The organism is Erwinia persicina NBRC 102418 (assembly GCF_001571305.1).
Classification (GTDB): domain Bacteria; phylum Pseudomonadota; class Gammaproteobacteria; order Enterobacterales; family Enterobacteriaceae; genus Erwinia; species Erwinia persicina.
Genome location: NZ_BCTN01000006.1, coordinates 216,704 through 230,966 on the forward strand (window position 1 = coordinate 216,704; position 14,263 = coordinate 230,966).

12 protein-coding genes are annotated in these 14,263 nt (G+C 54.1%); 9 read left to right on the forward strand and 3 right to left on the reverse strand.

Going from position 1 to position 14,263, the window contains the following annotated elements; genetic code table 11:
• Positions 1-11: 11 nt before the first annotated feature.
• Positions 12-2,003 carry a transketolase gene (gene tkt, locus EPE01S_RS09090; RefSeq protein WP_062744310.1) on the reverse strand — a complete coding sequence of 664 codons (1,992 nt, stop codon included), beginning with the start codon at positions 2,001-2,003 and terminating at the stop codon, positions 12-14.
• A gap of 289 nt (positions 2,004-2,292) precedes the next feature.
• Between tkt and loiP the strand changes: the two genes are divergently transcribed.
• On the forward strand, positions 2,293-3,045 hold the full coding sequence (loiP, locus tag EPE01S_RS09095; RefSeq protein ID WP_062744311.1) for a metalloprotease LoiP: 753 nt from the start codon (positions 2,293-2,295) through the stop codon (positions 3,043-3,045).
• A gap of 46 nt (positions 3,046-3,091) precedes the next feature.
• On the opposite strand, the gene speB is transcribed toward loiP, so the two are convergent.
• Both speB and speA read right to left on the reverse strand, forming a co-directional pair.
• On the reverse strand, positions 3,092-4,012 hold the full coding sequence (speB, locus tag EPE01S_RS09100; RefSeq protein ID WP_062744312.1) for an agmatinase: 921 nt from the start codon (positions 4,010-4,012) through the stop codon (positions 3,092-3,094).
• Positions 4,013-4,112: 100 nt separating this feature from the next.
• On the reverse strand, positions 4,113-6,089 hold the full coding sequence (speA, locus tag EPE01S_RS09105) for a biosynthetic arginine decarboxylase (protein WP_072277432.1): 1,977 nt from the start codon (positions 6,087-6,089) through the stop codon (positions 4,113-4,115).
• 792 nt (positions 6,090-6,881) lie between these two features.
• Here speA and metK point away from each other — a divergent pair.
• The 8 genes from metK (at position 6,882) to ruvX (ending at position 14,222) form a co-directional block, all read left to right on the forward strand.
• Positions 6,882-8,036 (forward strand): methionine adenosyltransferase, encoded by a 1,155-nt coding sequence (gene metK / locus EPE01S_RS09110; RefSeq protein ID WP_062744314.1) that lies wholly within the window; start codon positions 6,882-6,884, stop codon positions 8,034-8,036.
• Positions 8,037-8,414: 378 nt separating this feature from the next.
• Complete coding sequence (locus tag EPE01S_RS09115; RefSeq protein WP_062744315.1) at positions 8,415-9,812, forward strand: sugar porter family MFS transporter; 1,398 nt, start codon at positions 8,415-8,417, stop codon at positions 9,810-9,812.
• 190 nt (positions 9,813-10,002) lie between these two features.
• A complete protein-coding gene (locus EPE01S_RS09120) occupies positions 10,003-10,515 on the forward strand; it encodes a SprT family zinc-dependent metalloprotease (protein ID WP_062744316.1) in 513 nt (170 codons plus the stop codon).
• A 121-nt stretch (positions 10,516-10,636) separates the two neighbouring features.
• Positions 10,637-11,350 carry a deoxyribonuclease I gene (endA, locus tag EPE01S_RS09125; protein WP_062744317.1) on the forward strand — a complete coding sequence of 238 codons (714 nt, stop codon included), beginning with the start codon at positions 10,637-10,639 and terminating at the stop codon, positions 11,348-11,350.
• A gap of 53 nt (positions 11,351-11,403) precedes the next feature.
• Positions 11,404-12,135, forward strand: a complete 732-nt coding sequence (rsmE, locus tag EPE01S_RS09130; RefSeq protein WP_062744318.1) for a 16S rRNA (uracil(1498)-N(3))-methyltransferase — start codon at positions 11,404-11,406, stop codon at positions 12,133-12,135.
• Between the two features lie 66 nt (positions 12,136-12,201).
• Positions 12,202-13,146, forward strand: coding sequence for a glutathione synthase (gshB, locus tag EPE01S_RS09135; protein WP_062744319.1), 945 nt, complete (start codon positions 12,202-12,204; stop codon positions 13,144-13,146).
• Between the two features lie 90 nt (positions 13,147-13,236).
• Positions 13,237-13,800, forward strand: a complete 564-nt coding sequence (locus tag EPE01S_RS09140) for a YqgE/AlgH family protein (protein WP_062744320.1) — start codon at positions 13,237-13,239, stop codon at positions 13,798-13,800.
• A complete protein-coding gene (gene ruvX / locus EPE01S_RS09145; RefSeq protein WP_174522416.1) occupies positions 13,800-14,222 on the forward strand; it encodes a Holliday junction resolvase RuvX in 423 nt (140 codons plus the stop codon). Before EPE01S_RS09140 ends, ruvX begins: the two co-directional genes overlap by 1 nt.
• The last annotated feature ends 41 nt before the right edge of the window (positions 14,223-14,263 follow it).

Consider the following 14,263-nt stretch of genomic DNA (forward strand, 5'->3'; position numbering starts at 1 on the left):
ATAGCCGCCGGTTACAGCAGGCCTTTCGCTTTCGCTACCACGTTTTCTACCGTGAATCCAAACAGATCAAACAGCTTCTCCGCCGGCGCAGACTCACCAAAGCTGGTCATGCCAACGATAGCGCCGTTCAGGCCCACGTATTTATACCAGTAATCAGCAATACCGGCTTCAATCGCCACGCGCGCGCTGACCGCTTTCGGCAGTACCGCTTCACGGTAGGCCGCATCCTGCTTGTCGAACGCATCGGTAGACGGCATAGACACCACGCGCACCTTGCGGCCTTCAGCCGTCAGCTGGTCATAGGCGCCTACGGCCAGTTCAACTTCTGAACCGGTGGCGATCAGGATCACTTCAGGCGTACCTGCGCAATCTTTCAGCACGTAAGCGCCGCGAGCGACGTTCGCCAGCTGTTCTGCCGTACGATCCTGCTGCGCCAGATTTTGACGGGAAAGGATCAGGGCTGTCGGGCCGTCCTGACGTTCAATGCCGTATTTCCACGCAATGGCTGATTCCACCTGGTCACACGGACGCCACAGGCTCATGTTTGGCGTCACGCGCAGGCTGGCCATCTGCTCGACCGGCTGGTGAGTCGGACCGTCTTCGCCCAGACCGATGGAGTCATGGGTATACACCATCACCTGGCGGATCTTCATCAGCGCAGCCATACGCACCGCATTACGGGCATATTCCACGAACATCAGGAAGGTCGCTGTGTACGGCAGGAAACCACCGTGCAGAGTGATACCGTTCGCGATGGCGGTCATACCGAATTCGCGCACGCCATAGTGAATATAATTACCCGCCGCATCTTCGTTGATCGGCTTAGAACCGGACCACATCGTCAGGTTGCTTGGTGCCAGGTCGGCGGAACCGCCCAGGTATTCTGGCAGCAGTTTACCGAAGGCTTCGATGGCATTCTGCGACGCTTTACGGCTTGCAATTTTAGACGGGTTAGCCTGCAGTTGTTCGATGAACTTCTGCGACTCAGCTTCCCAGTTGGCCGGCAATGCGTTCTTCACGCGGCGGGAGAACTCTTCCGCCAGCTCAGGGAACGCTTTGGCGTAAGCGGCAAACTTCTCGTTCCATGCTGCTTCTTTTGCACGGCCAGCTTCTTTCGCATCCCACTGTGCATAAATGTCTGAAGGAATTTCAAACGGCGCGTGGTTCCAGCCCAGCTGTTTACGGGTCAGGGCGATTTCGTCATCACCCAGCGGAGCACCGTGTGAATCATGCGTACCGGCTTTGTTCGGTGAACCGAAACCGATTACGGTTTTGCACATCAGCAGGGAAGGCTTATCGCTCACTGCTTTGGCTTCTTCCACGGCTTTTTTAATCGCGTCTGCATCATGACCGTCCACGCCGCGTACAACGTGCCAGCCGTAAGACTCAAAACGTTTCGCCGTATCGTCGGTGAACCAGCCTTCAATGTGGCCGTCGATAGAGATACCGTTGTCATCATAAAACGCAACCAGTTTGCCCAGTTTCAGCGTCCCGGCCAGCGAGCAGACTTCGTGGGAGATACCTTCCATCATGCAGCCGTCGCCCATAAACACGTAGGTGTTATGGTCAACCACATCGTGGCCTGGACGGTTGAACTGCGCGGCCAGCGTGCGTTCCGCAATCGCAAAGCCTACGGCATTAGCAATACCCTGGCCCAGTGGGCCGGTGGTGGTTTCCACGCCTGCGGTGTAGCCGTATTCCGGGTGACCTGGGGTTTTGGAATGCAGCTGACGGAAGTTAGCCAGTTCATTGATTGGCAGGTCGTAACCGCTGAGGTGCAGCAGGCTGTAGATCAGCATTGAGCCGTGACCGTTAGACAGCACGAAGCGGTCACGATCGGCCCACAGGGGGTTTTCAGGGTTGTGGTTCAGGAAGTCGCGCCACAGCACTTCGGCGATATCAGCCATCCCCATCGGGGCGCCCGGGTGGCCGGATTTGGCTTTTTGCACCGCATCCATACTTAATGCGCGAATGGCGTTGGCAAGCTCTTTACGAGAAGACATTTTCTACTCCAGGTCGGATTTAACGCTTCGCCGTCCTTAACCTATTGTAATGAATGAGTTATCAGGCAAAGCCGAAGGAAAGTCGACCATCAATGTACATGAAATACGGGTAACATGTACATGGCGCAGGATGTAAAAAGAGTCACATAAGTTGCAGTTTGAGATGACGATGACTATGCAACCACGTTAACACGCGCTATAACTCTCCCCACGTCCGTACTTTTTTGTCCGGCGTGTTTTTTCAAATTTATGATTTTAAACAATTTATTACCTAAATGGATGAACTGGAATGAAGACACGTATTTCTTTCGCCGCGCTGGCACTGGCGACTACGCTGACGGGCTGTCAGAATTTTGATGCAAACACGCTAATGAAGTCCGGTACGCAGGCCTTTCAGGCCGCCACACTGAGCGATGCGCAGGTAAAAGAGTTAAGTGATAAATCCTGTCAGCAGATGGACAGCGAAGCACAAATCGCGCCTGCCAGCAGCACCTACGCGAAACGTCTGAACAAAATCTCAGCAGCCCTGGGCGACAATATCAACGGCACCCCGGCAAACTATAAAGTTTACCTGACCAAAGATGTCAACGCCTGGGCGATGGCGAACGGCTGCATCCGCGTTTACAGCGGCCTGATGGATCTGATGACCGATAATGAAGTAGAAGGCGTACTGGGCCATGAAATGGGCCACGTTGCGCTGGGCCACTCACGTAAGGCGATGCAGCTGGCTTACTCTACCACGGCTATCCGAACTGCGGCTGCGTCAGCCGGTGGCGTTGCCGCTTCGCTGTCACAGTCACAGCTGGGTGATCTGGGTGAGAAGCTGGTCAATGCTCAGTTCTCACAGAGCCAGGAGTCCCAGGCAGATGACTACTCCTTCGATCTGTTGAAAAAACGCAACATCAATCCACAGGGCCTGGTCACCAGCTTTGAGAAATTAGCCAAGCTTGAAGGGACGCACGAAAGCAGCATGTTCGACTCGCACCCGGCTTCCCAGGCGCGTGCTGATCATATCAAACAGCGTATTGCAGCAGGTAAATAACGTCTGCACGGGCCGGCCGGTAAAAGGGTCGGCCCAGACGATTCAATTATCCTTTATTGGCTGCCTGAACATGCAACATGTCCAGCGCCAGGCTGGCAGCCGCCAGCGCGGTAATATCAGACTGGTCGTAGCCCGGGGCCACTTCGACTAAATCCATTCCGACAATGTTCATGCCCTGCAGGCCACGTACCAGCTTGCTGGCTTTGTCGCTGGTCAGCCCACCGATCACCGGCGTACCGGTTCCTGGCGCATGAGCGGGATCCAGACAGTCAATATCAAAGGTCAGGTAGACAGGCAGGTCACCCACAATCTGCTTCACCTGGGCGAGGATATCCTCCACGCTGCGGTCATTGACCTGCGCGGCATCCAGCACGTTGAAGCCCAGCGACTTATCAAACTCGGTACGGATACCGATCTGCACCGAGTGCTCAGGCGAGATCAGCCCCTCTTTTGGCGCCGTAAAGAACATGGTGCCATGATCGAAGGTCGGGCCATTTGAATAGGTATCGGTATGCGCATCGAAGTGAACCAGCGCCATTTTACCAAAAGTTTTTGCATGGGCGCGCAGCAGCGGCAGCGTGATGTAGTGATCCCCGCCGAACGTAAGCATACGCTTGCCGCTGGCCAGCAATTTCTCGGCGTGTGCCTGTAATTTATCGCTCAGATCCTGAGAGTCACCAAAAGCGTAAACCAAATCGCCGCAGTCAATCACGTTCAGGCGTTCACGCAGGTTGAACTCCCACGGCCAGCGGCAACCTTCCCACGCCAGGTTAGTGGAGATCTGACGGATAGCGCCCGGGCCAAGACGGCTGCCAGGACGGCCGGAGGTCGCGGCGTCAAACGGGATCCCGGTGATCACCCACTCGGCATCGCTGTCGTAAGGCTGGAAATTGACCGGGAAACGCATAAAACCGAAGGCGTTAGACACCAGCGAGTTATCGTACTGATTACCCAGGGTGTTATTCATAGCAACTCCTATAGTTAAAAAAAATCCCCACCGCGTCGTTAACCCGACGAGGAAGGGATTTGCTGGTTCAGAAACAAAGCCGAAGGTTATCGCTCCGGTTTTACTCGTCTTCTAAGTACGTGTACCCGTAAAGGCCCGCTTCAAACTCTTCCAGGAACTGCGCACGCAGCTCTTCATCCAGATCGCTCTGTTTGATCTGGTTACGGAAGTGGGTCAGCAACTCTGCCGGATTCAGCTGCACGTACTCCAGCATATCGGCGACGGTATCGCCTTCATCAGAAAGCTGGACTTCCACGCTGCCGTCAGGGAAGGCAAACACGTCAACCGCTTCGGTGTCGCCGAACAGGTTATGCATGTTACCCAGTATCTCCTGGTACGCCCCCACCATAAAGAAGCCGAGCATCGGCGGGTTATCGATATCGTATTCAGGCATCGGCATGGTGGTGGCAATGCCATCACCGTCAATATAGTGGTCGATAGTCCCGTCAGAATCACAGGTTATATCCAGCAGTACCGCCCGGCGCTCAGGCACCTGATTCAGGCCTTCCAGCGGCATCACCGGGAACAGCTGATCGATACCCCACGCATCCGGCATCGACTGGAACAGCGAGAAGTTGACGTAAATTTTATCCGCCATGCGCTCCTGCAGTTCGTCGATAATCGGGCGGTGTGCACGATTGCTCGGGTCAAGATGCTGCTGAATATAGTGGCAGATGCTGAGATACAGCTGCTCGGCCCAGGCACGCTGGGTCAGATCGTAAGTCCCCTGCGAATAGCCGGTGTGGATATCGAACAAATCCATCTGGCTGTCATGCAGCCATTCGCGCAGCGAACGACGGTTACTGGGTTCGTGCATCTCCTGCCAGGTATCCCACATGCTGACAATCGGGCGCGGGGAGTCTTCCAGCGGCGGCTGAGGCTCGCTGAACTCGTTGCGCTCCACACCAATAATGTTGGACACCAGAACAGTATGGTGCGCGGTAACGGCGCGGCCCGACTCAGTAATCACCGTCGGGTGCGGCAGGTCGTGCTCGTCACACGCGTCGCCAATGGCCCAGATGACGTTGTTGGCGTACTCGTTAAGTCCATAGTTGACCGAGCAGTCGCTCTGCGAGCGCGTGCCTTCATAGTCAACACCAAGCCCGCCGCCCACGTCGAAGCACTGGATATTTACGCCCAGCTTCGCCAGTTCAACATAGAACCGCGCCGATTCGCGTACGCCGGTGGCGATATCGCGAATGTTAGCCATCTGTGAACCAAGGTGGAAATGCAGCAGTTGCAGGCTTTCCATCCGGCCCGCTTCACGCATGATTTCTACCAGCTTCAGCACCTGAGTGGCTGACAGACCAAACTTCGATTTTTCGCCACCGCTCGACTGCCATTTGCCGGAGCCCTGAGAGGCCAGACGCGCGCGGATACCCAGACGCGGCACCACATTCAGGCGCTCCGCTTCTTCCAGTACCAGCTTCACTTCGGTCATTTTTTCCAGCACCAGATAGACCTTATGGCCCATCTTCTCGCCAATCAGCGCGAGACGGATATATTCACGATCTTTATAGCCGTTACAGACGATCACCGAGCGGGTCATACCTGCGTGAGCCAGTACGGCCATCAGCTCGGCTTTAGAGCCCGCCTCCAGGCCCAGCGGTTCACCGGAGTTAATCAGGGACTCGATCACACGCTTGTGCTGGTTAACCTTAATCGGGTAGACCAGGAAGTAGTCACCGCGATAGCCATAGGACTCACGCGCGCGTTTAAAGGCGGCGTTAATCGAGCGCAGGCGGTGCTGTAAAATCTGTGGGAAGCAGAACAGGGCTGGCAGACGCTGGCCTTCGGCCTCACGCTCTTTAACCAGTTTGGCGAGATCAACGCGCGCTTCCGGCACATCCGGATCGGGGCAGACACTGATGTGCCCCAGCTCGTTGACGTCATAGTAGTTATTACCCCACCAGGCGATGTTGTAGGTACGCAGCATTTTGCTGGCATCCTGATCGCTCATTGCGACCTCCTGCATGGAGCGTAGTACACCCTGTTCGCCTGCTGACGAACCCTTAATTGTCTTCATGTCGTCAGACATCGCGAACCTCAAGTTGTAATGATGCAAAACAGCAATCCGCTACAGGCGTCCCCTGCAGCAATAACCCATTCCCCGCCGGTAATTTCAGCCCTGAAGTTAGCAAGGCCATTAAGCGCGGATTGTTAAGTATAACATTGTAAGACACGTCGCGGACTCCGGGTAACGGGTCAGAGAACTAATAAGGAACACTCTCAGGATAATCTGAGAGCACCGCTATGAGTATAGAAAGCTTAACTGCCGCGGGTGTCGGGATTATGACCAGCGCAGAGATAACTTCGGCTCAGAGGGTAAGGAGTCGTGATAAATGAAGGGGAACTGAACACGCCCGAATGGCGTAATTGACCGGATGAAACGACATCGTGGTTCATTACTGCTATCACCTCCACACACACCACTGTGGCGTATGGAAAACCTGAGACTGAGGGTGAAGGCCAGCACGAAAGGGTTCGTGGCTGACGGGCATTTGCTGCGCCCAATGACAACGACAACGACAACGGGCAACGGCGTTTTATACAGCTCTGAAGGGTAAAATGCAAAATCTAAATGTGCTAAATGCGTAGTCTGTCAGGATATCTTGCCACTTTTTACATTACTTAAAACATTAGTCAGCAAAAAACGCTGGCAATACGCTTATTGAGTAACCTAAAATAGACGTCCAGATGTTAATCCATCTATACTGGTTAACTTCCAAGCGTCCTTTATTACTGTTCATGGCTTTGCCTCCGGGCTGGTTTCCAGTCTTCGCGCTATGCAGTCGATTATTAACCCGTTAGAGTCAAGGTAAAGAATAAAATGGCTAAACACCTTTTTACATCCGAGTCCGTATCAGAAGGACATCCTGATAAAATCGCCGACCAGATTTCTGATGCTGTGCTCGATGCCATCCTCGAGCAGGATCCGAAAGCGCGTGTGGCCTGTGAAACCTATGTGAAGACCGGTATGGTGCTGGTCGGCGGTGAAATCACCACCAGCGCGTGGGTTGATATCGAAGAGATCACTCGCCAGACCGTGCGTGATATCGGCTATGTTCATTCCGATATGGGCTTTGATGCCAACTCCTGTGCCGTACTGAGCGCCATTGGCAAACAGTCACCTGACATCAATCAGGGCGTTGACCGCACCGATCCGCTGGAACAGGGTGCAGGCGACCAGGGCCTGATGTTTGGCTATGCCACCAATGAAACCGACGTGCTGATGCCTGCGCCAATCACTTACGCACACCGTCTGGTACAGCGTCAGGCTGAAGTGCGCAAAAGTGGCAGCCTGCCATGGCTGCGCCCGGATGCGAAAAGCCAGATCACCTTCCAGTACGACGACGGTAAAATCGTCGGTATTGACGCGGTGGTGCTGTCGACTCAGCATTCGGAAGATATCTCGCAGAAAGATCTGCAGGAAGCAGTGATGGAAGAGATCATCAAGCCGGTTCTGCCGACAGAGTGGATCAACGCCAGCACCAAATATCACATCAACCCGACCGGTCGTTTTGTTATCGGCGGCCCGATGGGCGACTGCGGCCTGACCGGACGTAAAATTATCGTCGATACCTACGGCGGCATGGCCCGTCACGGCGGCGGGGCGTTCTCAGGTAAAGATCCGTCAAAAGTCGACCGTTCAGCAGCCTATGCGGCACGCTATGTAGCGAAAAACATCGTGGCTGCTGGTCTGGCCGATCGCTGTGAAATTCAGGTCTCCTACGCCATCGGTGTGGCTGAACCGACCTCTATCATGGTGGAAACCTTCGGTACGGAAAAAATCTCTACCGAACAGCTGACGCTGCTGGTGCGCGAGTTCTTTGACCTGCGCCCTTACGGCCTGATCCAGATGCTGGATCTGCTGCACCCGATCTACCGTGAAACCGCCGCTTACGGTCACTTTGGTCGCGAACATTTCCCGTGGGAAAAAACCGACAAAGCGGCACTGCTGCGTGACGCTGCCGGCCTGAAGTAAATTTAAGCCGGTTGCATCAGGGCACCTTCGGGTGCCCTTTTTTACGCGTATAACAAAGTGGCCACGGCCTTAAAATGATAACGATTACACTTAATAAACCTAAATATTTCATATCATTACATCAACTCTAATCTTATGCTTATTCTGAAAATGCGCTATTTTCAGCGTTGTCTGATAGTGGTTCAGGGGGAAAATAGTTAAAGCTATAAACTGCTATGAGTTACTGGTTACAAAGCGTTACAGCATGATAAAAAGTGTTTTTCAGCGATTTCAGAAGTGTAAGCGATTACACCAATGTGATCTGAAGCACAGTCTGCTGCGCCAGGCTTACCTAACATCTATAACAACAACAAGTGGGACTACTTAATGGAGGCAACTATGCCTGAAAATAAAAAACGGAGCCGGACATCGAACAAGGCTATGACCCTGTTCGTCTGTTTCCTCGCAGCACTGGCGGGCCTGCTGTTTGGTCTGGACATCGGCGTCATCGCGGGTGCACTGCCGTTTATCGCCAAAGACTTTAACGTGACACCGCATCAGCAGGAGTGGATTGTCAGCTCAATGATGTTTGGTGCCGCCATTGGTGCCGTCGGCAGCGGCTGGATGTCATCCTATCTCGGGCGTAAAAAGAGCCTGATGATCGGTGCTGTCCTGTTCGTCATCGGTTCACTGTGGTCGGCCTTTGCCCCTAACCCGGAAATGCTGATCGTTGCCCGCGTACTGCTGGGTCTGGCGGTCGGGGTAGCCTCTTATACTGCCCCACTTTATCTGTCCGAGATTGCTCCGGAGAAAATCCGTGGCAGCATGATCTCGCTGTATCAGCTGATGATTACCATTGGTATTCTCGGGGCTTACCTGTCAGATACAGCCTTCAGCTATACCGGTGAATGGCGCTGGATGCTGGGCGTGATCACCATCCCTGCCCTGCTGCTGCTGGTCGGGGTCTTCTTCCTGCCGAACAGCCCGCGCTGGCTGGCAGCGAAAGGCGACTTCCGCAGCGCACAGCGCGTGCTGGATCGTCTGCGTGATACCAGTGAACAGGCAAAACGTGAACTGGATGAGATTCGTGAAAGTCTGAAGATCAAACAGTCCGGTTGGTCGCTGTTTAAAGACAACAGCAACTTCCGTCGTGCCGTCTATCTGGGCGTATTGTTACAGGTGATGCAGCAGTTCACCGGTATGAACGTCATCATGTACTACGCGCCAAAAATCTTTGAGATTGCCGGGTTCACCAATACCACCCAGCAAATGTGGGGCACGGTGATTGTTGGTCTGATTAACGTGCTGGCAACCTTTATCGCTATCGGCCTGGTGGATCGCTGGGGCCGCAAACCTACGCTGATCTTAGGCTTTATTGTGATGGCTGCCGGTATGGGCATTCTGGGTACCATGCTGCATATGGGGATTCATTCTCAGAGCGCGCAATACTTCGCGGTGGCGATGCTGCTGATGTTTATCGTTGGCTTCGCCATGAGCGCCGGCCCGCTGATCTGGGTACTGTGTTCAGAGATCCAGCCGTTGAAAGGCCGTGATTTCGGCATTACCGTTTCTACGGCCACCAACTGGATCGCGAATATGATTGTCGGGGCAACCTTCCTGACCATGCTGAACAATCTGGGCAATGCCAATACCTTCTGGGTGTACGGCGCACTGAACCTGTTCTTCATCGTGCTGACGCTGTGGCTGATCCCGGAAACCAAAAACGTTTCGCTGGAACACATCGAACGTAATCTGTTAGCGGGTAAAAAACTGCGTAACATCGGTCAGCGTAACTAAACTGTGACCGCTCGTCGGTACGGGGCTCCCCGTACCGACGTTCTTCTGAAAGTGCCCTCATCCTGCTTCGCCGCCCTCCTCTGCCACACGACCTCGACAGCCCGATGCCCCCACAAACGCAATGTAAAGGCAGCCACAGTGATGTCACACCCTCTTGAATTGCTCTTTATCGGCCCGTATTCTTTGCGGCATGAAATCCCTCAGACTCCCTATCGCCCTGCAACAGGCCGTTATGCGTCAGCTGCGCGAAAAATTGCAGCAGGCCAACCTGCGCCTGGAACGTGACTATCCTGAACCCTCCCTGGTTTATCAACAGCGTGGCACAGCGGCTGGCACTGCCTGGCTTCAGCGCTGGGAAATCCGACTGAATCCGGTATTACTGCTGGAAAATCAGCAGGCATTTGTGGATGAAGTCGTCCCGCACGAACTGGCTCATCTGCTGGTATGGAAACATTTTGGCCGCGTCGCCCCGCACGGCAAAGAGTGGAAGTGGATGATGGAAAGCGTGCTTGGCGTTCCGGCATGCCGCACCCATCAGTTCGAGATAGAATCGGTGCGCAGCCGGGCCTTCCCCTATTTCTGTCGCTGTCAGCAGCACCAACTGACCGTCAGGCGTCATAACCGCGTGGTGCGTGGCGAAAGCGAGTACCGCTGCCTGCACTGTGGCGATCTCCTGAAGTCGGGAGACTTCCAGAAATCCTAAAAAAACCTGATATGATTGAAAAATCCGCAATTTAAGACGGGTATTGCCGTGACATATTCGTAATATCTTTCATATCTGTTACTCTCCCCGCCTCTTTCATGGATTACAGATTTACTGGAATATGTCTCGCAAAATTTTGGCCACTGTGGCCTTTGCTCTGCTGTTACCCGCCTTTTTCAGCCATGCCCTCAGCCTGGATAACTATCATCAAAACAGCTTCAGTCAGGCGAAAGCCTATGCCGCGCAGATCAACAGTGGCGCGCCCGGCACGTTCTACTGCGGCTGCAAAATTCACTGGCAGGGGAAAAAAGGGGTGCCTGACCTTGCCTCGTGCGGTTATCAGGTGCGTAAGAATGCCAATCGCGCCAGCCGTATAGAGTGGGAGCATGTGGTTCCGGCCTGGAGTTTCGGCCATCAGCGTCAGTGCTGGCAAAATGGCGGCCGTAAGAATTGTGCGAAAGACGACGGCTACCGCCGTATGGAAACCGATCTGCACAACCTGCAGCCGTCCATCGGGGAAGTGAACGGCGACCGGGGAAACTTTATGTACAGCCAGTGGAATGGCGGCGAGCCGCAGTATGGCCAGTGCGCGATGAAAGTCGATTTCAAAAGCAAACTGGCTGAGCCGCCGGTACGTGCCCGTGGGGCCATTGCCCGCACCTGGTTTTATATGCGTGACCAGTACCAGCTGCAAATGTCCAGACAGCAGACCCAACTGATGAACGTGTGGAGTAAGCAGTATCCGGTCACGCCGTGGGAGTGCGAACGCGATCGGCGTATTGCACGCGTACAGGGGAATCATAACCCCTATGTACAGCAGGCTTGCCAGCAGTAAAATCACTGACCTACACTGCACAGCATTCGTGCACTACTTTTGACAGGATCACCATGCGTATACCCCGCATTTTTCACCCTGAACCGTTAGAGACAGGCAGCGAGACGGCCCTCTGCGAAGACGCCGCCAATCATGTTGGTCGCGTGCTGCGCATGGTGCCAGGCCAGGCCCTGGAGTTGTTCGATGGCACAAATCTGACTTTTGCCGCCGAGATAATTCAGGCCGATAAAAAAAATGTGCGCGTGAAAATCACCGCAAGCCGCGCCGACAGCCGCGAGTCTCCGCTTCATCTGCACCTTGGCCAGGTGATGTCACGCGGCGAAAAGATGGAATTCACTATCCAGAAAGCCGTTGAACTGGGGGTAAATGTCGTTACCCCCTTGTTTTCTGAACGCTGTGGCGTAAAGCTGGATACAGAACGTCTGTTAAAAAAAATGCAGCAGTGGCAAAAAATCGCCATTGCCGCCTGCGAACAGTGCGGACGTAATGTCGTTCCGGATATTCGTCCGGCAATGGCACTTGACGCCTGGTGTGCCGAAGAGGATCGCGGGTTAAGATTGAATCTTCATCCCCGGGCTGAACACAGTATCAACACACTGCCGCTGCCGGTTGAACGGGTCAGGCTGCTGATTGGTCCCGAAGGGGGACTGACGGCCGATGAAATCAGCATGACAGCACAGTTTGGATTCACCGACATTTTGCTTGGGCCGCGCGTTCTGCGGACTGAAACAACAGCACTGACGGCAATAACCGCCCTCCAGGTACGTTTTGGCGACCTGGGCTAACTTTTAGGTATTATTCCGCATAGCTTGAGCCTTCTCTGTCATGGGAAAGCTCAATTTGGAGACACAATGATTAAGCTTGGCATCGTGATGGATCCCATTACGTCTATCAATATTAAAAAAGACAGCAGCTTTGCTATGCTGCTGGAAGCACAGCGCCGCGGTTATGAAATTCATTACATGGAGATGAACGATCTCTATCTGCGCGGCGGCGAGGGCCGGGCACGTACCCGCCAGTTAAGCGTTGAACAGAACTATGACAAATGGTTCGAATTTGGTAGCGAGCAGGATATTGCCCTCAGTGACCTGAACGTGGTGCTGATGCGTAAAGATCCCCCTTTCGATACCGAGTTTATCTACGCCACTTATATCCTTGAGCGTGCGGAAGAAAAAGGCACGCTGATCGTTAATAAGCCGCAGAGTCTGCGTGACTGTAACGAAAAGCTGTTCACCGCCTGGTTCGCAGAACTGACCCCGGATACCCTGGTCACCCGCAATGCCAGCCAGATCCGTGAATTCTGGCAGGAGCATGGTGACATCATCCTCAAGCCGCTGGACGGCATGGGCGGCGCGTCAATCTTCCGTATTAAACAGGAAGACCCGAATCTGTCAGTCATTATTGAAACCCTGACCGAGCACGGCAGCTTCTACTGCATGGCGCAGAATTACCTGCCGGCGATTAAAGACGGAGATAAGCGCGTGCTGGTCGTGGACGGTGAGCCAGTGCCTTACTGCCTGGCGCGTATTCCTAAATCAGGTGAAACCCGTGGTAACCTTGCCGCCGGTGGCCGTGGTGAAGCCCGTCCACTGACCGAAAGCGACTGGGAAATTGCCCGCCGTGTCGGCCCAATTCTGAAAGAGAAAGGGCTGATCTTTGTCGGACTGGATATTATCGGTGACAAGCTGACTGAAATTAATGTGACCAGTCCAACCTGCGTTCGTGAGATCGAAGCCGCATTCCCGATTTCTGTCACTGGTATGCTGATGGATGCGATCGAAAAACGCCTGGCCTGATTGTTGCGGCGGGGCCGGACTGCCCGCTGCTCACCCATTAACGCCCGCGACTATCCGTCCGGGCGTTAACCAGACTACAGAACATTAAGTATGAATTTACAGCATCATTTTTTGATTGCCATGCCAACGCTTCAGGATCCGCTGTTCAAACGTTCAGTGGTCTATATCTGTGAACATAATAGTGATGGTGCGATGGGTCTGATAGTGAATAAGCCGATGGAAAATCTGACGGTTGACGGCATTCTGACCAAGCTAAAAATTTCACCCACGCCACGCGAACCCGACGTCAGGCTGGATAAACCTGTCTTTACCGGTGGGCCGCTGGCAGAAGATCGCGGTTTTATACTGCATTCCGCGCAGAAAACATTCACCTCCAGTATTCGCGTGTCTGACAACACGGTGATCACCACCTCCCGTGACGTGCTGGAAACGCTGGGAACGCCGGAGCAGCCGGATAACGTACTGGTGGCGCTGGGCTACTGTGCCTGGGAAAAAGACCAACTGGAAAATGAACTGCTGGAAAATGCCTGGCTGACGACCTCTGCTAACAGCAATATTCTGTTCCATACCCCGATTGCAGAGCGCTGGCGTGAAGCGGCGAAAAGCATGGGCGTGGATATCCATAATATAGCCAGTGAAGCAGGACACGCCTGATGAGCAGTATGACTATGTTGTCCTTCGATTTCGGGACGAAAAGCATCGGCGTGGCCATCGGCCAGCAGCTGACCGGCACCGCACGCCCTCTGACGGCACTGAAGGCCAACGATGGTGTGCCGGACTGGAACAGAATTGAAGCACTGCTGAAAGAGTGGCAGCCCGACCGCGTGGTGGTGGGACTGCCGTTAAATATGGATGGCACCGAGCAACCATTAACGGTGCGCGCCCGCAAATTCGCCAACCGCCTGCACGGACGTTTTGGCGTGCAGATAGAACTGCACGATGAACGCCTGAGCACCGTCGAAGCCCGGGCCGAACTGTTTGAGCGCGGCGGTTTTCGCGCCCTGAGCAAAGGCAGCGTCGACTCGCTCTCTGCAGTGATTATTCTGGAAAGCTGGTTCGAGAATCATTACACGTAAGCAGGCTATGGATCGCAAGCCTCCCCCGACACAGGTGACTG

Coding starts and splice junctions, on each gene's coding strand:
- metK (WP_062744314.1), top strand. CDS start 6,882: ATGGCTAAACACCTTTTTACATCCGAGTCCGTATCAGAAGGACATCCT.
- gshB (WP_062744319.1), top strand. CDS start 12,202: ATGATTAAGCTTGGCATCGTGATGGATCCCATTACGTCTATCAATATT.
- ruvX (WP_174522416.1), top strand. CDS start 13,800: ATGAGCAGTATGACTATGTTGTCCTTCGATTTCGGGACGAAAAGCATC.
- speB (WP_062744312.1), bottom strand. CDS start 4,012: ATGAATAACACCCTGGGTAATCAGTACGATAACTCGCTGGTGTCTAAC.
- endA (WP_062744317.1), top strand. CDS start 10,637: ATGTCTCGCAAAATTTTGGCCACTGTGGCCTTTGCTCTGCTGTTACCC.
- EPE01S_RS09115 (WP_062744315.1), top strand. CDS start 8,415: ATGCCTGAAAATAAAAAACGGAGCCGGACATCGAACAAGGCTATGACC.
- EPE01S_RS09140 (WP_062744320.1), top strand. CDS start 13,237: ATGAATTTACAGCATCATTTTTTGATTGCCATGCCAACGCTTCAGGAT.
- EPE01S_RS09120 (WP_062744316.1), top strand. CDS start 10,003: ATGAAATCCCTCAGACTCCCTATCGCCCTGCAACAGGCCGTTATGCGT.
- speA (WP_072277432.1), bottom strand. CDS start 6,089: ATGTCTGACGACATGAAGACAATTAAGGGTTCGTCAGCAGGCGAACAG.
- rsmE (WP_062744318.1), top strand. CDS start 11,404: ATGCGTATACCCCGCATTTTTCACCCTGAACCGTTAGAGACAGGCAGC.
- loiP (WP_062744311.1), top strand. CDS start 2,293: ATGAAGACACGTATTTCTTTCGCCGCGCTGGCACTGGCGACTACGCTG.
- tkt (WP_062744310.1), bottom strand. CDS start 2,003: ATGTCTTCTCGTAAAGAGCTTGCCAACGCCATTCGCGCATTAAGTATG.